Genomic DNA, 19100 nt, shown 5'->3' with positions numbered 1-19100 from the left:
GCTTCAATGCATGGCTTGCCGTCGCCGCCCAGACCCGCAGCGCAGTGCGCCGGGCTGCCGCGACGCTGGCCGCAGCCGCGCAAGCCAGTTGCACTCCCAAGCTCGCTACCGTCGATGCTCCCGCCGCCGGTGCGAAACCGTATGTGCCGCTTCCGCTGAACGCAGTGCGGCTCGTCCAGGTTTCGTCGGCGCGCGGCGAAGATGCACATCCAGTCGCCGCAATCGACGCGCCCGAGCGGGTCCCATCAGGCATCGCAAACGAAGCGACGCTTGCCGCCGTCGACTTTCTCGCGCAAGTGGATGCGTCGCTGCAGGTCGGCTATGTATCGGAGAGAAGTGTCGAGTTCCTCGGCTATCACCGTGACTACCTGAGCTCCTTGACGCTTCACGAACTGGTGGCAACGGAGGAAATCGATGAACTCGATGCCCTCGTCGTCCGTGCACGGCAAAGCGGCAAGCTGGAGACAGCGACACTCCACTTGCTCAAGTCGCTGACAACGCCGATTCTTGTCGAGCTGCGGATCCTCTCGACGCCCGACGATGGCTTCGCCGTCTCCGCCTTCGAAGTCTCGCACTGGCGTGAGACCGAAGCCGCCTTGCGGCACGCGCTCAATCACGATCCGCTCACGGGCCTGGAAAACCTGACAGCCTTGCAAGCGGCACTCGATGCCGCCCAGGCCGAAGCCGTGCACACGCAAACGCACGCAGCGCTGCTGCGGGTGGATATCGACGATTTCCAGCGCATCAACCGCGCGCTCGGTTATGACGCCGGCGACGACATGCTGCGCGAGACCGCACGCCGGCTGCAGCATGCTGCGCGCGCGGGCGAGCGCGTGGCGCGGGTATCGAGCGACGAATTCGCCGTATTGATGGCGGCAGGGACGGCGCACGAAGCAATCGCAGCGGCCGAAGATCTCGGCCGGCGTTTGCTGAGCGCGGTGGCGCAGCCCTATAAATATCGCGGGCAGCACACGCATTTGTCCGCGAGTATCGGGGCGGCGATCTACCCCGATGCCGTCGAGCATACCGGCAGCAGCCTGTTGCGCATGGCCGATCATGCGCTCGCCCAAGCCAAGGGCTCGGGCGGCAATATCGTCGTGTTCCATGCGCCCGATAACGATCCGCGCGACGCCGAACGCCTGAATCTGGAAGCCGATTTGTACGAAGGCGTGCGCAACGGCGAGTTTGCGCTGCATTTCCAGCCGATCACCGAAAGCCGTCACGGCGGCGTGGTCGGCGTAGAAGCGCTGATCCGCTGGCAGCATCCGGTGCATGGCCTGGTGCCGCCGGCGGCTTTCATCTCGCTGGCGGAATCGATTGGCCTGATCAACTATCTCGGCAACTGGGTTCTGAAAGCAGCGTGCATGCAACTGGTGCAGTGGGACAAGGACGGCATCAGGCTGGATTACGTGTCGGTGAACGTGTCGCCGCAGCAGTTCCGCGACAAACGCTTCACCCAGAACGTGAAGGACGCGCTCGATCTGACGGGCCTGGACCCGAGCCGGCTGGTCTTCGAAATCACCGAAAGCCTTTTGATGCACGATCCCGAAGAAGCCACGCTGCTGCTGGAAACGCTGGCGGCGCTCGGCATCCACTTTGCCGTCGATGACTTCGGCACTGGTTACTCGAGCCTGTCCTACTTGCAGCGTTTCCCGCTTTCGAAGCTCAAGATCGACCGGAGTTTCATCGAAAACTTGCTGACGTCCCGTAATAATCGGGCGATCGTCACCGCCGTGGTGGGACTCGCCAAATCCCTCGGGCTGGAACTGGTCGCGGAAGGCGTCGAGACGCAAGCGCAGCGTGATCTGCTGATCGAGATGGGCTGTGATCAAATACAGGGCTGGCTGATCAGCAAGGCGCTTCCCGCCACCGAACTGAAGCGTTGCTTTGAGGATAAAACGCTCTTTCTCCAGGCGTCTTTATGAGATACCGTCACGTGGTACGGCAAGTCTCGCGTCTCGCTTAAAGCTTGTGTGCTGTTGCGCCGTTATAAGGCATAGACGCCACTGACTTGCGTACCTGACTCATGCAAGTTTTTCCGCGCATTACACATCGGCTGAGTCAAACGCGCGTTGCCGGCCTCAACACCGCCAACGCGCCCGACCCAAGCTGGCTCAGCCAACTGGACTGGAACCTGCAAGGCATTACACCAATCGCATGGCAAGCAATACCAAAGCCGAATTACTGGACAAACTGTGGGCGCGCATGAGCGAGCGCGGGGATTTCCCCATGCTCTCGCAGGCCTTGCGCACCACGGTATCCGCCATGGGCGACGACGACCTGGACTTTACGGCCCTCGTCCAGGTCGTTCTGTCTGACTTCGGCCTCACGCAGAAGGTGTTGCGGCTCGCCAATTCCGCGATGTACATCTCGTTCGGCGGCAACATCACGACCGTCACGCGCGCGCTGATGGTCCTCGGCATGGACGCGGTCGGCCATCTCGTGGTCGGGCTGAAACTCGTCGATCACTTTCATCACAGCGCGCCGCGCCGTATCGATGCCAAGCTCGAACTGAACCGCACCCTGCTCTCCGGCGCGGTCGCGCGGCAAGTGACCGAGCGCAGTGAATTCCGTACATCGGAGGAAGCGGTGGTCTGTACGCTGATGCGGCAGATCGGCAAGCTCCTGGTTGCGTTTTATCTCGAGACCGAATGGGACCAGTTGCGCCGCAAAGCCGCCGCCGAGCACATCAGCGACAGCATTGCATGCGGCGCGCTGCTGGGCGTCACATTTGAGGAAATCGGCATCGAGGCCGCGGACCGCTGGCGTTTGCCGGAGACCATCCGTACCGGCATGCTCACGCGCGACCCGCTTGCACCGATCGACGAAAAAACGCCGCGCCACGTACGCTGGCTGCAGGCAGTCACGAACTATTCCACCGAAGTCGCCGATGCGCTCACCGCGCAACATGTCGATGAAGCCCATCGCGAGAATTCGTTGATCGACATTGCGAACCGCTACAGCCGCGCGCTTGCGACCGATGCGGCGACGCTTGCCGAGATGAGCCTCGCGCTCGCGAACGAGGATTCGAACGATGGTGTGATGCGCGAGATCGTGGAACTGCGGGCGGACGCCGATGCCATCGCGCGTGCGGAGTTGTCGGCAGAAGCGCGGATTGCGGCGAGCCTCGACGACTTGCGCTCGCTGCCATCGAAGAACGCATTGGCGCCCGTGCTCGCACTTGCGTCCGAAGCCGTGCTCGCCGGGCTTTCGTTTTCGCGCACGGTCGTGTTCGTGCGTCAGGTCAACGATGAATTCCAGGCGCGGCTTGGACTCGGCCCGGGCGTGGAATCGCTGTTGCCGTCGCTGACATTCCCGGCGGCGTTCCAGCCGGACGTGTTCCATCTGGCAATCTCGAATCCGGTGGGGATTTTTATCGAGAATGCGCGCGACCCGCGTATCGATGCACGCCTGCCGCGCTGGTTCAAATCGTCTTTCAGCGATGCCCACGCGTTCGTCCTCCTGCCGGTGAAAGCAAACGGCTCGACGGTGGCAATGCTTTACGGCGACTGGACCAACGCGGATCACGTGCGAAAGATCACATCCATGGAAATGTCCGCGTTGAACGACCTGATGCGAGAGCTAAGCCGTTTTTTTAGCAACGCCGACTGGAAAGAAATGGAATTGATCTAGTCGGCGCGGCTGAACCTGGCCCGGCTACTCGCGCCAGAGGATTGCAACCGCCTGATCCCCGTACTCCACGATGTAACCCCCATGCTCGCGCTGCCACTCACGGCTTTCAGCAGCGCTTGCAAACCACACTTTTTCGTAATCGCCGAAAGCGCCGGCATCGAAGCGGTATCTGTCGATGACGGCGGGCGCTTGCGTATCCACCACGGCTTGACAGGCATCCCAGCCAAAATGTCCCAGCTCGACGGCGAGCATGTTCAGCACATGCTTGAGCTGGATCGCCGCGCGCTTTTCGTGCAGTTGCGTAAGCGTCGTTGCCTCGCGCATCACGCCCGCTGCGAGCAGACGGCGAAGGACGGGCATCGCGGTGCTCGTGCTTTCTCCTCGGGCGAGACAAAGCAGCCGGCGCGCATGGCGTCGAAGGAACTCGGTATTGCACGAATCTGTATTGGCAGTGCGAGGTGCGGATGTAGACCACATGACGTTTCTCCTTAATGCGCCGTTCTCGCTGCGGCTAAAGGTTCAACGTTGCGGTTTATCCAGATGAAGAGATAACGCGTGACAGGTGCTTTCACTTTCGCGAGACCGGGCGCCCTGCCGCGCCCGTCGCGAATTCTAGAACGAAGACCTGCTTTCGGGCAAGCCTTCGTTCTATCGAATACAACGTTACATCACTTCAACTGAAACTTGCCGACGAGTTGTTTCAACGCGTGCGCCTGATCGTCGAGCGATTGCGCCGCGGCCGCCGCCTGTTCGACGAGCGCCGCATTTTGCTGCGTGCCGGCGTCCATCTGCGTGACCGCGTGATTGATCTCCTCGATACCGCTGCTCTGCTCCGCCGACGCCGCCGAGATCTCGCCCATAATGTCCGTCACGCGCTTCACCGCGCGCACGACTTCGTCCATGGTCGCGCCGGCTTCGTGGGCGAACGTGGAGCCATCGGATACACGCGAGACCGATGTATGGATCAAACCCTTGATCTCCTTCGCCGCTGCCGATGACCGTTGCGCCAGGCTTCGCACTTCACCCGCGACGACCGCGAAACCACGCCCTTCTTCGCCGGCCCGCGCGGCTTCCACAGCCGCGTTGAGCGCGAGGATATTCGTCTGAAACGCAATCCCTTCAATCACGCCGATGATGTCGCCAATGCTCTTCGCGCTGGCGTTGATCTGCTCCATGGTCGCGACCACGCGGCCCACGACCTCGCCGCCCTTCTCCGCGATCTCCGACGCGTTGTGCGCGAGCGAGCTGGCCTGCTTCGCGTTCTCGGCGTTCTGGCGCACGGTGGACGTCAATTGCTCCATGCTCGACGCTGTCTTCTCCAAGGCGACGGCCTGCTGTTCCGTGCGCTGCGACAAGTCCACGTTGCCTTGCGAGATCTCACCCGACGCAGATGCAATCGCCTCCGCGCTCGCCGCAATTTCGCCGACCGTCGTCGATAAACCCGACTGCATGCCCGAGAGTGCATAGAGCATGCTGGTGTTATCGCGCTTGGCGATGGTGATGCGGTTCGACAGATCGCCCGCGGCGATGCGGCTTGCGATCTGCATCGCGTAGACGGGCTCGCCGCCGAGTTGCCTGGAAAGACGCCGCACGACCCATTCGCTCACGAAAAACGCCAGCGCGATCAGCGCCAGCGTCAACACGGCAACCATCACGAACGATGCGTGATAGATGGACGAGGCGGTATCGATGGTCGCCTTCGCCGCCACTCCGCGCTGCTCGATCAGCACGTTGACGAGTTTCTCGAGCTTGCCGGTCGCCACCAGCAGCGATACGTCCTGCATGCCGACCTGCCAGTTCATCTGCGACAAGTCGAGCGGCTGTTCCTTCATCAGCTTCACGAACGCGCGCAAGTCGCTGCTCCACGCGCCAACGGCTTTCGCCAGCGCCTTCTGGCCGCCGGTTGGATCGGCGAAACCTTGCAACTGGGTTTGATCGCGGCCAATGTCGGCCAGCGCATGTTCTATGTCCGCGCCGAGTTCGTCGCGCTCCTTCGCCGTCGTCGCGGTCAGCAACATCTTTTGCGAGCGGCTCGCGCGCAACATGGCCGCGCGCAGGTCCTCGGCCGCGCGGCTCGCCACATACCCTTCGCGATAAATCGATTCCGTCGAGCCGTTGAGCCGGCTGATCTGCGTCAGCGCAATCACGCCGATAACCAGCGTCCCGATCAACAGCAATGCGAAGGCGAGCCGCAGCGATGCTTTGACGGACAGCGAACGGCCGCTTGTCCCGACGGCCTGATGCAGCGAAAGCAATTTCATCGATTGAAATCCCAGGTTTTGATTGGTCACTCGCGTAACAAACCGCCTTGTGAGCGGCAAGCGCGAGTACATCAATGGTCAACGGCGGGAACCGGCAGTTCTTTAGCGCTGTTTTCAGCGTTTGTTGCAAAGCCGGCTTTGATGAGCAAAACGCATGGAAAACCCGAATGAGATCGGCATCTACTGTCCTGTTTGCGACAAAACTTGGCCGGACAATGGATAGAGGACACTTTAAAATTACAAAAACGGGTTATCTGCTTCAGCTCAGGTGGATAACGAATGCAACGCGAGACCTCCCCAGCCCTTCACCATGCAGACGAGTATCGATAAAAACGCGCTTGGCGCCGCGCCCTCCTTGAGTCCGGCGAGTTCGTCGATCACGGCCGTTCCCCGCACCGTATTTTCAGTATTGGGCGCGATCAGTTTTGCGCATCTGCTCAACGACATGATCCAGTCGCTGATCCTTGCCATTTACCCAATGTTCAAAAGCGAGTTTTCGCTTTCGTTCGGGCAAATCGGGCTGATCACGCTGACTTACCAGATCACGGCGTCGTTATTGCAACCGCTAGTCGGGCTTTACACCGACAAACATCCGAAACCGTATTCATTGCCCATCGGCATGGGATTTACGCTGTGTGGCCTGTTATTGATGTCGATGGCAGGAAGCTTCCCGGTCTTGCTGATCGCGGCCGCGCTTGTCGGGTGCGGTTCGTCGATCTTCCATCCGGAATCATCGCGTGTGGCGCGCATGGCGTCGGGCGGCCGGCACGGCCTCGCGCAATCGGTGTTTCAGGTCGGAGGCAACGCGGGCAGTTCCCTCGGGCCTTTGTTGGCGGCATTGGTCATCATGCCCCACGGACAACGCAGCATTGCATGGTTCTCCGCCGCCGCGCTGCTCGCGATCGTGGTGCTGTTCGGCATTGGCCGGTGGTATCAGAGCCATCCCGCAGTCAAGAAATCGCGTCATTCCGCCGTGGTGTCCGCATTGCCTCGCAAAAAGGTGATGATCGCGATGACAGTCCTGATGCTGCTCACGTTCTCGAAGTATTTTTATCTCGCCAGCATCAGCAGCTACTTCACTTTTTATCTGATCAGCAAGTTTCATTTGGCCGTAGAGACGGCGCAGGTTCACCTTTTCTGGTTCCTCGCGGCAGTCGCGGTGGGCACCATTGTCGGCGGCCCTGTTGGTGACAAGATCGGCCGCAAGGTCGTGATCTGGGTATCCATCCTGGGCGTCGCGCCCTTCACCCTCATGCTGCCGTTCGCCAACTTGTTCTGGACCGGCGTGCTGTCCGTTGTGATCGGTTTGATTCTGGCGTCGGCGTTCTCGGCCATTCTGGTCTATGCGACCGAACTGGTTCCCGGCAAGGTTGGCATGGTTGCGGGGCTCTTCTTCGGCTTTGCCTTCGGCATGGGCGGAATCGGCGCGGCAGTCCTTGGCCATCTGGCTGACGCGACGAGCATCGACTATGTCTATAAGGTTTGTTCGTTCCTGCCGCTGATCGGAGTCCTGACCATCCTGTTGCCCAATACCCGCGAGAAACCGGTATCGGCGCACATGTGATGCTCCCGGTCGCGTGAGCAGGACAGGCACACGACCGGCGAAAGCACGACTCCAAAACGAGTTTTCGTTTCGATGTTCCAGCGCCGCCTCTGGTTGTCACTTGACAACCAGAGGCGGCGCTTCTATTATGGAGCTAAGGATGACTCGTTCAAAGCATCACAAGAAGGAAATTGAAGAGGCCCTGCGGCATGCTGAATCATACGGCTGGCGCGTTGAAGAAGGCGGAAGCCATGCCTGGGGACGGATGTACTGTCCATTCAACGAGGCCACTTGCCGTTGCGGCGAGTTTTGTATCACCAGTATCTGGAGCACACCTAAAAACGCTGTCAATCATGCGCGGGCTTTAAAACGCGTGGTGGACAACTGCGCGATCCAGATAGAAAAGCCTTCCCATCAGACAGTGGTCTTATTTAAAACGACGCCATGGAATACACGTTCACATTGAAATATCGGCTCTCGGAAACCGACTGCGATCACGAGGAATTGATTGGGCGTCTTGCCGCCGCCGGATGCGACGACGCGCTGATTGGCATCGGACAACCCGGCCGCATCGCGCTGGCATTCACCCGGGAAGCGGACAGCGCGGAAGCCGCGTTGATGAGCGCCTTGACGGACGTCAAGTCAGCCATTCCAACGGCCGCGCTCGTTGAGGCATCGCCTGATTTTGTCGGCCTGACGGACGTCGCCGAAACCATCGGCGTCACGCGCCAGAACATGCGCAAGCTGATGCTCGCGAATCCCTCGACCTTCCCCTCGCCGGTTCATGAAGGCAGCGCCGTGGTATGGCATCTGGCGGAGATCCTGGACTGGCTCGACGCTCGCGGAACGTATCAACTCGAGCAAGCCGTGCACGAAGTCGCGGCCACCACCATGCAGATCAACCTGGCGAAGGAATCAGTGCATGGATCGCCGAAGACGCAATCGGTGCTGCAGAAGCTGGTTCGTTGAGAAAGCCGAAGCGTTCCGGGCGGCGCACCCGGAACCGCGGTCATTGGCGTGTCAAAGCTTCTTTCACCTGCACCAGCGCTCCGGCATCTTCGATCATCGGGAGATCACCCGGGTCGCGGCCTTCAGCGAGTGCCGCGATCGCGCGCCGCAGCAGTTTGCCTGAGCGCGTCTTCGGCAGCATCGCGAGGAAATGCACACGGGCGGGACGGGCGATCGCTCCCAACTGTGAGTCGACACTGCGCGCAAGCTCCGCTTCAAGCGCTTCGCGGGCGCCTTCTTCGTCCAGCGCCTGGACATCGCGCAACACAACGAATGCGAGCGCGACCTGGCCTTTGACCGGATCGGCAACGCCTACAACCGCCACCTCGGCCACCGACCTGTGACTGCTGATCGCTTCCTCGATCTCACGCGTGCCCAGCCGGTGTCCCGCCACGTTGATCACGTCGTCGGTGCGACCGAGGATCGACACGTAGCCATCTTCGTCGGTCACGCCCCAGTCGAATGTTGAATACAACTGATGCCCGGGAATGCTCCGCCAATACGTCTTGATGAAACGTGAATCGTCGCCCCATACGGTCTGCATGCAGCCCGGCGGCAACGGATAATCGAGCGCGATCACGCCCTTCTCTCCAGGCGCGCAAACCTCACCGGTTGCTTCGTTACGCACGGTCAATGCGAAGCCCATCGATGGCACGCCGGGAGAACCCAGTTTCGGCGGCAACGGTTCGATCCCTCTGGGAATCGCGATCATGGGCCAGCCGGTTTCGGTCTGCCAGTAATTGTCGACGACCGGTTTTTTCAGCGCGCTCTGGATCCATTGCGCCGTGGGCTCATCGAGCGGTTCGCCGGCCAGGAAGAGCGTTCGCAGACTCGATAAATCCGCTTGCTCCATCAGCTTCGGGTCCTGTTTCTTCAGCACGCGCAGCGCGGTCGGCGCGGTGAACATCAGGTTGATCTTGTGCTGCTCGATGATGCGCCACCAGATCCCGCCGTCGGGGCGAACAGGCGTGCCTTCGTACATGACCGTGGTCAGCCCGGCAATCAGCGGCGCGTAGATGATGTAGCTGTGCCCGACCACCCAGCCCACGTCGGAAGCGGTCCACATGGTGTCGCCAGGTTTGCCCTGGAAGATGTGTTCCATCGATGCCGCCAGCGCCACTGCATAGCCGCCCACGTCTCGTTGCACGCCCTTCGGCTTGCCCGTCGTCCCCGACGTGTAGAGCACGTACGAAGGTTGGTTCGACTCCAGCCATACGCATGGAACCTGGGCATCGAAGAATTGTGCGCGCAGCGGTTCGTATTCGACGAGATACGGCGCCTGCAACCGCTCAGGCGCGAGTTGCCGGTCGATCAGCAACACGTTCGCGACCTTGTGTTCGGCGCGCGCCAGCGCTTCATCCACGAGCGGCGTGTAGTCGATCACCCTGCCCGCACGCGCGCCGGCATCGGCGGTGACGATCAGAACGGGCGTCGCGTCGTCGATGCGCGCCGCCAGGCTCGGCGCCGCAAAGCCGCCGAACACGACCGAATGAACCGCGCCGAGCCGTGCGCACGCGAGCATGGCGAACAGGGCTTCGGGGATCATCGGCAAGTAGATCAGCACGCGCTCGCCCTGCTTCACGCCAAGGGAGCGCATCACGGCGGCCATGCGATTCACTTCAGCGTGCAGTTCGGCGTAGGTATAACGCCGCTCGATGCCCGTTTCCGTCGATACATATACGAGCGCATTCTGCTCGCCGCGCGAGGCGAGATGACGGTCGACGGCGTTGTAGCAGAGATTGGTCTTGCCGCCGACAAACCAGCGCGCAAACGGCGGATTGCTGCGGTCGAGGACCTGATCGAATGGCGTTTCCCAATGGATGCGCCGTGCCTGTTCGCCCCAGAACGATTCCGGATCGTCGATCGAACGGCGGTGAGCTTCACGATAAGTCGGCATTCGAACCTCTGTCAGGTAGCGGAATCGCCGCAGCCGGATCATTCCGGGCGCGGCGAATTGCACCTGAGCATAGTTCAGCCGTCAAGGCCGTGCTAGAGAGGGACGGCCCTGATTCGTGCGGGTGTCACGGCATCTGAAGGCGGGGTTTAGCGATGGAAGGCGGTTTCGAGAGGTCCGGGCCCGAGTGCTTGAGCAGCACCGGCGCGAGTTCGTTTGCGACCCGCATGCCCGATACCACGACCAGGCGCAATCCGCTGCCGCTGCACATGCCGCGCACGATCTCCCGCGTCGATGCACGCGCCTCGATGCGCGGTTCGATCACGATCAGGCCGCGGCAGTACATTGCGAGGGCGCTCCGGTTCGATCGCAGCCATGCGGAGCGCAGGCGCAGATCGTCGGCGGGTTCGTCGGCGCAATACTCCGCAACGATCACGAACGGCGCTTTCAGCGCAAGCAGACGCTGCATTTCGGCGCCCCAGGCAAATGCGTAGCCGGGCTGTACCGAGCGGCGGCGCAACCGCACAAGCGGGAAACGACTGGCGTCGTGCATGCGCTGATTCGGGACATCGGAACGATGGATTGTTTCCGCTGCGGGCGTTGCCAAGGTAGCCGGCGTCGCAGTTTGAGATTGGGTGGCGATCACAGCGGTCTCGTACTCCAGAAATTCATTACCAGCGCCAGGTTGGCGATCATCGGGCGGCGCTGAAAGCGCGGCCGGCGAGCTTGCCTGGCCGTGTCTCCGAGCTGCGGCGTTGCGTTGCCGAGCCACGCATGGCGGGTGGTCTCGATCACACGTGCAGCGTTAGTGGATATAACCAGCGCTGCCCGGCCGGAATCAGGCAGCGAATCAGGCAGTGAATCAGCCAGTGAATCAGCCAGCGATCCGGGCGAGAAGCCGGTCAATCTATCGAGCGTCGTTTGGGTCAAAGTGGACCTCCTGTCGTCCGATGTATTGTAATTGCGAATCATTCTCAATTACAAGCAGGATTTTCGGGGCAGGACCGATGCAAAAGATCTGGGATCGTTGGTGAGCGAAGCCGATGCGCGAAGCGCCGCCATGAGCGGGGCTACGGCCGTTGGAAAGACAAGATGAGGCGGATTGCCGCGCTCAGACGCGCGCCGTCAAGAAGCGCCGCAGAATCCCCGACGAATACGCGCCGCCGAGCGCGTGAAGGAACTCGAGGAATGACTCGGGCGCGTCGGCATCGGCGGTATCGGATACGGTGCGCACCACGGCGCACGGCACGTCGTGTTCGTAACAAACCTGGGCGATCGCGGCGCCTTCCATCTCGACGGCGAGCGCTTCAGGCAAAGCGGCGCGAAGCGCGTTCACCTCGGCATGACTCGATACAAACCGGTCCCCGCTTACAATCAGCCCGCGATGCAACCGTGGAGGATGCACACCGAAACGCGCCTCGAGCGCCGCGTGTTCATCGGCGAGAAAGGCGGTGCAGGCCTTGGCCAACGCGTCGCTGAGCCCGGCGTTCGCGGCAAAACGCGCCATGCCGAGCAACGGCACCTCGAAGCGCGGAAACAGCGGCGACGCGTCCAGATCGTGCTGCATCAGCGTATCGCCGATCACGATATCGCCCACGCGCACGTCTTCCCGAACACCGCCCGCGACACCCGTGAACACGATGGAATCGACGCCGAACACGTGGATCAGCGCGCTCGCCGTCGCGGCCGCGGCCACTTTGCCCACGCGCGCCAGCGTTACCACGCACGGCACGCCATGCGCCGTTCCGACGTGATATTCGCGACGGCCGATGATCTCGGTGCGGACATTCCCGGCAAGGCGCATTGCATCTGTCAGATCGCCCAGTTCCTGCGGCAACGCGGCCATGATGCCGAGCCGGTCCATCTTCATTCCACTGCCTGCAGTTTAGCCACCGCCAACGCGAGCCATTTCTCGCCATGGCGTTTGAACCGGACCTGGGCTTTCGCGTCCGTCCCTGCTCCTTCCAGCGCGATCACCGTGCCCTCGCCGAACTTGTTGTGGAACACGGGCTGGCCGATCTTGAATCCGGTGTCGGCCGCGCGCTGGTTGTTGGCGAACGCGGGCAACGGCTTGCCGGCATCCGGGTCCGTGTAAGCGGCGCGTTCTCCGCGTTCCTGCCCCGGACGCGCGAACCAGTCCCGGCCCCAGCCGGCGTTATCGGCCCGGCCGCCCCAGCGCGCGCCTGCTTCCACTTTGGGCGTGAGCCATTTGAGCGACTCTTCCGGAAGCTCATCGAAGAAACGGGAGCGGATGTTGTAGCGCGTCTGGCCGTGCAACATCCGGCTCTGCGCAAACGACAGATACAACCGCTCCTTCGCCCGCGTGATCGCCACATACGCGAGACGCCGTTCCTCTTCGAGCCCGTCGCTTTCCTGCGCGCTGTTTTCGTGCGGGAACAAACCCTCTTCGAGCCCCGTGATGAACACGGCCATGAACTCCAGCCCCTTGGCTGCGTGCACCGTCATCAACTGCACGGCGTCCTGGCCGGCTTGCGCCTGGTTGTCGCCGGCTTCGAGCGATGCATGCGACAGGAAACCCGCCAGCGGCGTCATGGTGTCGGGGTTTTGCGCAGGATCGGCGGGACTTTCGGGATCGAGCACATCGACAGCGGGATCATCCGTCGCCACGCCGATTTCCGGCGCGTTGGTCGCGCCCGGGCGCAGCGGAATGGAACGCGCGGGGGTATCGAGCCCGTAGCCTTCTTCCTGCACGAAAGCAGCCGCCGCGTTCACCACTTCCTGCAAGTTCTCGAGCCGGTCCTGGCCTTCGCGTTCGTTCTCGTAATGCGTCGCGAGACCGCTCGCGCGGACCACGTACTCCACCGTCTCCGGCAAGCTCATGTGCTGTGTTTCGGCGCGAATCTTGCCGATCAACTGCGCGAAATTCGCGAGACTCGAACCTGCCTTGCCGGCCACGTAGGGCACGGCCGCGGCCATTGAACAGTTGTAGAGACGGGCGGCGTCGGCGAGTTGTTCGATCGACCTTGCGCCAATTCCACGCGTCGGGAAATTCACGACGCGGGAAAACGCGGTGTCGTCGTTGGGGTTGTCGATCAGGCGCAGATACGCAAGCGCGTGCTTCACTTCCTGGCGCTCGAAAAACCGCAAGCCGCCATACACGCGATACGCAATGCCCGCATTCACCAGCGTATGTTCGATGGTTCGCGACTGCGCATTGCTTCTATACAGGATCGCGATCTCGCCACGCGCCGCGCCTGCATGAATCAGCGCTTTGATCTCCTCGACGATCCACCCGGCTTCCTGCGTATCGGTCGCGGCCTCGTACACGCGCACGGGTTCGCCGTGACCTGCATCGGTGCGCAGATTTTTGCCGAGCCGGCGCGAATTTTTCGCGATCAGGAAGTTGGCGGTATCGAGAATATGACCATGCGAGCGATAGTTCTGCTCCAGCTTGATCATGTTGCGCACATGGAATTCGCGCTCGAAATCATGCATGTTGCCGACGTTCGCGCCACGGAATGCGTAGATGGACTGGTCGTCGTCGCCCACGGCGAAGATGGCGTTATGCTCGCCCGCCAGTATCTTGAGCCACGCGTACTGCAGCTTGTTCGTATCCTGGAACTCGTCGACCAGAATATTGCGAAAACGCGCCTGGTAATGCGCGCGCAGCGGCGGATTGTGCGCGAGCAGCTCGTAGCAGCGCAGCAGGAGCTCGGGGAAATCCACCACGCCTTCGCGCTGGCATTGCTGCTCGTACGCCGCGTACAACTCGACGAACTTCATGTTGAAGGCGTCGGTCGCGTCGACGTCTTTCGGACGCAGCCCTTGTTCCTTCGCGTTGTTGATGAAGTACTGGAGATTCTTGGCCGGATATTTTTCGTCGTCGATATTCAGGCCCTTCATCAGCCGCTTGATGGCCGAAAGCTGGTCTGCAGTATCGAGGATCTGGAATGCCTGCGGCAGGCCGGCATCGCGGAAATGCGCGCGCAGCATGCGGTTGCACAAGCCGTGGAAGGTGCCGATCCACATGCCGCGTGTATCGATGGGCATCATGGCCGTCAGCCGCGCCATCATCTCTTTTGCGGCCTTGTTCGTGAACGTGACCGCGAGAATGGTCTGCGGCGACGCATAACCCTGCTGGATCAGCCACGCGATGCGCGTGATCAGGACGCGCGTCTTGCCGCTGCCTGCGCCCGCCAGGATAAGCGCCGGCTCGTTTGGCAACGTGACGGCGGCAAGTTGTTCGGGGTTCAGATTGGCAAGCAAATCGGGCATGGGCGAGTCTTCCGGTGGGTCGAACATTATAAGACCGCGCGGGCGGACACGTTTTCGAAACAACCGCTTTGAAAGCTCGCTTGGGGCTCGATTGAGGCCGATCAGGCGCGCCTAAATCGGCTGCAGGTTCGGTAAGACCTTATAATTCACCGATGTCGCTGGTCGACCCCCGCTTCTTTTTTACGCAATTTTCGGCAGATCCCACCCCATGAGTGACAACACGCTTGCGAAGAGTTTCGAGCCCCAAAACATCGAGTCCCACTGGGGACCCGAATGGGAAAAGCGCGGGTACGCCGCGCCGAGCCTCGACGAAGGAAAAAAAGACTTCTCGATCCAGCTCCCGCCGCCAAACGTCACCGGCACACTGCACATGGGTCATGCGTTCAACCAGACCATCATGGACAGCCTCACGCGGTATCACCGCATGCTCGGCGAAAACACCCTGTGGCTGCCGGGCACGGACCACGCGGGCATTGCCACGCAGATCGTGGTCGAGCGCCAGCTCGACGCCAAGGGCATCTCGCGCCATGACCTCGGCCGCGAGGAATTCCTGAAACGCGTCTGGGAATGGAAACAGCAGTCGGGCTCGACCATTACGGGGCAAGTGCGGCGACTGGGCGCGTCCATCGACTGGTCGCGGGAATATTTCACGATGGACGACAAGATGTCGACCGCCGTGCAGGATGTTTTCGTCACGCTCTACAAGCAGGGCCTGATTTATCGTGGAAAGCGGCTGGTGAACTGGGATCCGGTGCTGGGCACGGCTGTATCGGATCTTGAAGTGGTGAGCGAGGAGGAAGCCGGCAATCTGTGGCACATCAACTACCCGCTGACGGACGGCTCGGGACACCTGACAGTTGCCACCACGCGCCCGGAAACCATGCTCGGCGACACCGCCGTGATGGTCCATCCGGAAGACGAGCGTTACGCGCATCTCATTGGCAAGACGGTCACCTTGCCGTTGTCGGGCCGTGAAGTTCCGGTGATCGCGGACGACTATGTGGATCGCGAGTTCGGAACCGGCGTGGTCAAGGTTACGCCGGCGCACGATTTCAACGACTATCAGGTGGGCTTGCGTCACAAGCTGCCCATGATCGAAATCCTTACGCTCGACGCAAAAATCAACGACAACGCGCCGGAAAAATATCGTGGCCTGGATCGTTTCGATGCCCGCAAGCAGGTCGTGGCCGATCTCGAAGCGCTCGGCGCGCTTGAATCGGTCAAGCCGCACACGCTAATGGTGCCGCGCGGCGACCGTACCAGCGTGGTGATCGAGCCCATGCTGACAGACCAGTGGTTCGTGGCCATGAGCAAACCGGCGCCGGACGGCACGTTCAATCCGGGTAAATCGATCGCGGAAACGGCGCTCGACGTAGTCCGCAGCGGCGAAATCAAGTTCGTGCCGGAAAACTGGTCGAACACGTATTACCAGTGGCTAGAAAATATCCAGGACTGGTGTATTTCTCGCCAGCTCTGGTGGGGCCATCAAATCCCCGCGTGGTACGGTGAGAACGGCGAAATCTTCGTCGCCAAGACGGAAGCCGAGGCGCGCGCGGAAGCCTCCCAAAACGGCTATACCGGCACGCTACGACGCGACGAAGATGTGCTCGACACCTGGTTCTCGTCCGCGCTGGTGCCGTTTTCGTCGCTTGGATGGCCGAACGAAACGCCGGAGCTGAAGCATTTCCTGCCGTCGTCGGTGCTGGTGACGGGGTTCGACATCATCTTCTTCTGGGTTGCCCGGATGGTGATGATGACCACGCACTTCACGGGGAAGATCCCGTTCGACACGGTCTACGTCCACGGTCTCGTGCGCGACGCGGAAGGCCAGAAAATGTCGAAGAGCAAGGGCAATACGCTCGACCCCATCGACATTGTCGACGGAATCGATCTGGAAACGCTCGTCGCCAAGCGTGTTACCGGCCTGATGAACCCGAAGCAGGCTGAGAAGATCGAGAAAAAGACCCGCAAGGAGTTCCCGGACGGAATTCAGCCGTTTGGCACGGATGCCTTGCGCTTCACGATGGCGTCCATGGCCACTCTCGGTCGCAACGTGAATTTTGATCTGGCAAGGTGCGAGGGATACCGTAATTTTTGCAATAAGTTGTGGAACGCTACACGGTTTGTGCTGATGAATACCGAAGGCCACGATTGTGGTTTCGGCAAACCGGAAGAATGCGAAGCGGGCGACTGCGGCCCGGGCGGCTACCTGCATTTTTCGCAGGCGGACTTCTGGATCGTCTCGCTGCTGCAGCGTGTGGAAGCGGAGGTTGAGAAGGGTTTCGCTGATTACCGGTTCGATAACGTGGCAAGCGCCATCTACAAATTCGTCTGGGACGAGTACTGCGACTGGTATCTCGAACTGGCGAAGGTACAGATCCAAAACGGCCTGCCCGAGCAGCAGCGCGCGACACGCCGGACCCTGTTGCGCGTGCTGGAAACCGTGCTGCGGCTGGCTCACCCGATCATTCCGTTCATCACGGAAGCCTTGTGGCAGAAGGTTGCGCCGCTGACCGACCGGTATCCGCAGCCGGCCAATGGCAGCCAAACGGCATCGATCATGATCCAGCGCTATCCGCAGGCGCAACCGTCGAAAATCGACGAATCTTCAGAACAGTGGGCGGCCGAACTGAAAGGGGTCATCGATGCATGTCGTAATCTGCGCGGCGAGATGAATTTGTCACCGGCAGTGAAAGTGCCGCTGCTGGCAACGGGCGACGAAGCGCAGTTGAAGTCGTTCGCGCCATATGTCCAGGCACTGGCGCGTTTGTCGGAGGTAAAGATCATTACCGACGAAAATGCGCTCGACGCAGAGGCGAGTGGCGCGCCAGTTGCTATTGTAGGATCGAACAAGCTGGTGCTTAAGGTCGAGATCGACGTCGCCGCTGAACGCGAACGCCTCACGAAGGAAGTCGATCGGCTGACACAGGAAATCGGCAAGGCGCGCGTCAAGCTGGAAAACGAAAGTTTTGTAGCCCGTGCGCCGGCCGCGGTGGTTGAACAGGAACGCAAGCGGCTTGCCGAATTCGAGTCGACGGCTGACAAGCTGAAAGCGCAGCTTTCACGGTTGCCGGCGTAAACTTCATTCAGACGCGGCGGTGTCAGACCTGGAAACTAACCTATAGCTTGTTCCGTCTATAGCAAAGTGCAGTTTGACGCTGGAAGAATTCACTCGTCGCACTTTTTTATTCACGGATCAACCTGCATCATGGCAGTGGCTCTCGGGCCCACGAAATTCAGGCTTGACGTTTAAACACGATAAGAGGATCAGGGTCATCAAATGCTAAAAGTTACGAAAGCGGTTTTCCCGGTTGCGGGTCTCGGTACCCGGTTCCTCCCCGCAACCAAGGCCAGCCCGAAGGAAATGCTGCCTGTGGTCGACAAGCCGCTGATCCAGTACGCGGTCGAAGAGGCAATGGCAGCCGGCATTACGGAAATGATCTTTGTGACGGGGCGCAGCAAGCGCGCCATTGAAGATCACTTCGACAAGTCGTATGAGATCGAGGCCGAACTGGAAGCGCGCGGCAAGCAGAAGCTGCTCGATCTGGTCCGCAGCATCAAGCCGAGCCATGTGGACTGTTTCTACGTGCGCCAGGCCGAAGCGCTCGGTCTTGGGCACGCGGTGCTGTGCGCCGAAAAGCTGGTGGGCGACAACCCGTTTGCCGTCATCCTCGCCGATGACTTGTTGTACGGCACGCCGCCGGTCATGACGCAGATGATCGAAGTGTTCGACCACTATCACAGCTCGGTAATCGGCGTAGAAGAGATCCCGGCTCAGGATTCGAAGTCGTATGGTGTTATCGACGGGAAAGAGTGGGAAGACAATATTTTCAAGCTGTCGGGCATCGTGGAAAAGCCGGAACCGGCTGTGGCGCCGTCGAACCTCGGCGTAGTCGGCCGTTACGTGCTGAAGCCGCGTGTTTTCGACCATATCCGCGCGTTGAAGCCGGGTGCTGGCGGTGAACTGCAACTGACGGACGCGATCCAGTCGCTCCTCGCGGACGAACAAGTGCTCGCGTACAAGTATCACGGCACGCGTTTCGACTGCGGCAGCAAGCTCGGTTATCTGAAGGCGACGGTGGAATTCGCGCTGCGTCACCCGGAAGTTGCCGCCGACTTCCAGGAATACCTGGATACGCGCTCGCCGCATTTGGTTGGATAAGTCTGGCTTCGGGCGCCCGTCGTGGCGCTTCGAAAATAAAAATGCCCATGATCTTCGTCATGGGCATTTTTTCGTCCGGCTGACCCGCTTAACGCCGCCGCATCAGAAAAGTGAAGACCTTGTCGTGCGAGGTCGATTCCACCAGTTCATTGCCGGTCTGCTTCGAAAACGCGGCAAAGTCACGTTGGGAACCCGGATCGGTCGCGAGGACCTTCAGAATCTGACCGCTTTGCATGTCGGACAGCGCCTTCTTCGCCCGCAAGATGGGCAGCGGACACATGAGCCCGCGCGCATCGACTTCCTTGTGCACTTCCATCGAATGAGCCTTGTTCGAACCTGCTTTTCGTAAGAGTTCGATTTTAC

General features: G+C 60.8%; 15 protein-coding genes. 7 read left to right on the top strand and 8 right to left on the bottom strand.

The window, feature by feature from the left end; translation table 11 throughout:
* Positions 1–164 precede the first annotated feature (164 nt).
* Both ACFFAR_RS00830 and ACFFAR_RS00825 read left to right on the top strand, forming a co-directional pair.
* On the top strand, positions 165–1925 hold the full coding sequence (locus ACFFAR_RS00830) for a bifunctional diguanylate cyclase/phosphodiesterase (RefSeq protein ID WP_062170155.1): 1761 nt from the start codon (positions 165–167) through the stop codon (positions 1923–1925).
* A gap of 232 nt (positions 1926–2157) precedes the next feature.
* Positions 2158–3633 (top strand): HDOD domain-containing protein, encoded by a 1476-nt coding sequence (locus tag ACFFAR_RS00825; RefSeq protein WP_174363664.1) that lies wholly within the window; start codon positions 2158–2160, stop codon positions 3631–3633.
* 24 nt (positions 3634–3657) lie between these two features.
* On the opposite strand, the gene ACFFAR_RS00820 is transcribed toward ACFFAR_RS00825, so the two are convergent.
* Together ACFFAR_RS00820 and ACFFAR_RS00815 are read right to left on the bottom strand one after the other, a co-directional pair.
* On the bottom strand, positions 3658–3993 hold the full coding sequence (locus tag ACFFAR_RS00820; RefSeq protein ID WP_375507400.1) for a hypothetical protein: 336 nt from the start codon (positions 3991–3993) through the stop codon (positions 3658–3660).
* Positions 3994–4301: 308 nt separating this feature from the next.
* Entirely contained in the window at positions 4302–5894 is a 1593-nt protein-coding gene (locus tag ACFFAR_RS00815) for a methyl-accepting chemotaxis protein (protein WP_075357102.1), read from the bottom strand.
* A gap of 310 nt (positions 5895–6204) precedes the next feature.
* Here ACFFAR_RS00815 and ACFFAR_RS00810 point away from each other — a divergent pair, with 310 nt between their 5' ends.
* The 3 genes from ACFFAR_RS00810 (at position 6205) to ACFFAR_RS00800 (ending at position 8406) form a co-directional block, all read left to right on the top strand.
* Positions 6205–7458 (top strand): MFS transporter, encoded by a 1254-nt coding sequence (locus tag ACFFAR_RS00810; RefSeq protein WP_375507399.1) that lies wholly within the window; start codon positions 6205–6207, stop codon positions 7456–7458.
* A gap of 139 nt (positions 7459–7597) precedes the next feature.
* Positions 7598–7903: a hypothetical protein gene (locus ACFFAR_RS00805; RefSeq protein ID WP_236873350.1), complete on the top strand. Its 306-nt coding sequence runs from the start codon at positions 7598–7600 to the stop codon at positions 7901–7903.
* A complete protein-coding gene (locus ACFFAR_RS00800) occupies positions 7882–8406 on the top strand; it encodes a DNA-binding protein (RefSeq protein ID WP_174364867.1) in 525 nt (174 codons plus the stop codon). Before ACFFAR_RS00805 ends, ACFFAR_RS00800 begins: the two co-directional genes overlap by 22 nt.
* Positions 8407–8446: 40 nt before the next feature.
* On the opposite strand, the gene ACFFAR_RS00795 is transcribed toward ACFFAR_RS00800, so the two are convergent.
* The 5 genes from ACFFAR_RS00795 to ACFFAR_RS00775 all read right to left on the bottom strand — a co-directional run bounded on the left by ACFFAR_RS00795 (position 8447) and on the right by ACFFAR_RS00775 (position 14575).
* Entirely contained in the window at positions 8447–10342 is a 1896-nt protein-coding gene (locus tag ACFFAR_RS00795) for a propionate--CoA ligase (RefSeq protein WP_174364866.1), read from the bottom strand.
* A gap of 124 nt (positions 10343–10466) precedes the next feature.
* Entirely contained in the window at positions 10467–10892 is a 426-nt protein-coding gene (locus ACFFAR_RS00790; RefSeq protein WP_075357171.1) for a hypothetical protein, read from the bottom strand.
* Positions 10893–10981: 89 nt separating this feature from the next.
* A complete protein-coding gene (locus tag ACFFAR_RS00785; RefSeq protein ID WP_375507398.1) occupies positions 10982–11269 on the bottom strand; it encodes a hypothetical protein in 288 nt (95 codons plus the stop codon).
* Between the two features lie 181 nt (positions 11270–11450).
* Positions 11451–12209, bottom strand: coding sequence for a 5'-methylthioadenosine/adenosylhomocysteine nucleosidase (locus ACFFAR_RS00780; protein WP_375507397.1), 759 nt, complete (start codon positions 12207–12209; stop codon positions 11451–11453).
* On the bottom strand, positions 12206–14575 hold the full coding sequence (locus ACFFAR_RS00775) for a UvrD-helicase domain-containing protein (RefSeq protein ID WP_062167136.1): 2370 nt from the start codon (positions 14573–14575) through the stop codon (positions 12206–12208). Before ACFFAR_RS00775 ends, ACFFAR_RS00780 begins: the two co-directional genes overlap by 4 nt.
* A gap of 208 nt (positions 14576–14783) precedes the next feature.
* On the opposite strand from ACFFAR_RS00775, the gene ACFFAR_RS00770 reads away from it, so the two are divergent.
* Entirely contained in the window at positions 14784–17654 is a 2871-nt protein-coding gene (locus tag ACFFAR_RS00770) for a valine--tRNA ligase (RefSeq protein ID WP_375507396.1), read from the top strand.
* Between the two features lie 201 nt (positions 17655–17855).
* A complete protein-coding gene (galU, locus tag ACFFAR_RS00765) occupies positions 17856–18737 on the top strand; it encodes a UTP--glucose-1-phosphate uridylyltransferase GalU (protein ID WP_056354112.1) in 882 nt (293 codons plus the stop codon).
* Positions 18738–18825: 88 nt separating this feature from the next.
* Here the strand turns inward: galU and ACFFAR_RS00760 are convergent, their stop codons facing one another.
* A complete protein-coding gene (locus tag ACFFAR_RS00760) occupies positions 18826–19053 on the bottom strand; it encodes a sulfurtransferase TusA family protein (protein ID WP_031360613.1) in 228 nt (75 codons plus the stop codon).
* Positions 19054–19100 lie beyond the last annotated feature (47 nt).

The organism is uncultured Caballeronia sp., assembly GCF_964243625.1.
Lineage (GTDB): Bacteria > Pseudomonadota > Gammaproteobacteria > Burkholderiales > Burkholderiaceae > Caballeronia.
This window is presented reverse-complemented; position numbering and strand designations above follow the sequence as displayed.

Excerpts from the sequence above, each read along its gene's own strand:
- ACFFAR_RS00825 (WP_174363664.1), top strand. The coding sequence starts at position 2,158 with ATGGCAAGCAATACCAAAGCCGAATTACTGGACAAACTGTGGGCGCGC.
- ACFFAR_RS00820 (WP_375507400.1), bottom strand. The coding sequence starts at position 3,993 with ATGCCCGTCCTTCGCCGTCTGCTCGCAGCGGGCGTGATGCGCGAGGCA.
- ACFFAR_RS00815 (WP_075357102.1), bottom strand. The coding sequence starts at position 5,894 with ATGAAATTGCTTTCGCTGCATCAGGCCGTCGGGACAAGCGGCCGTTCG.
- ACFFAR_RS00810 (WP_375507399.1), top strand. The coding sequence starts at position 6,205 with ATGCAGACGAGTATCGATAAAAACGCGCTTGGCGCCGCGCCCTCCTTG.
- ACFFAR_RS00805 (WP_236873350.1), top strand. The coding sequence starts at position 7,598 with ATGACTCGTTCAAAGCATCACAAGAAGGAAATTGAAGAGGCCCTGCGG.
- ACFFAR_RS00800 (WP_174364867.1), top strand. The coding sequence starts at position 7,882 with ATGGAATACACGTTCACATTGAAATATCGGCTCTCGGAAACCGACTGC.
- ACFFAR_RS00795 (WP_174364866.1), bottom strand. The coding sequence starts at position 10,342 with ATGCCGACTTATCGTGAAGCTCACCGCCGTTCGATCGACGATCCGGAA.
- ACFFAR_RS00790 (WP_075357171.1), bottom strand. The coding sequence starts at position 10,892 with ATGCACGACGCCAGTCGTTTCCCGCTTGTGCGGTTGCGCCGCCGCTCG.
- ACFFAR_RS00780 (WP_375507397.1), bottom strand. The coding sequence starts at position 12,209 with ATGAAGATGGACCGGCTCGGCATCATGGCCGCGTTGCCGCAGGAACTG.
- ACFFAR_RS00775 (WP_062167136.1), bottom strand. The coding sequence starts at position 14,575 with ATGCCCGATTTGCTTGCCAATCTGAACCCCGAACAACTTGCCGCCGTC.
- ACFFAR_RS00770 (WP_375507396.1), top strand. The coding sequence starts at position 14,784 with ATGAGTGACAACACGCTTGCGAAGAGTTTCGAGCCCCAAAACATCGAG.
- galU (WP_056354112.1), top strand. The coding sequence starts at position 17,856 with ATGCTAAAAGTTACGAAAGCGGTTTTCCCGGTTGCGGGTCTCGGTACC.
- ACFFAR_RS00760 (WP_031360613.1), bottom strand. The coding sequence starts at position 19,053 with ATGGAAGTGCACAAGGAAGTCGATGCGCGCGGGCTCATGTGTCCGCTG.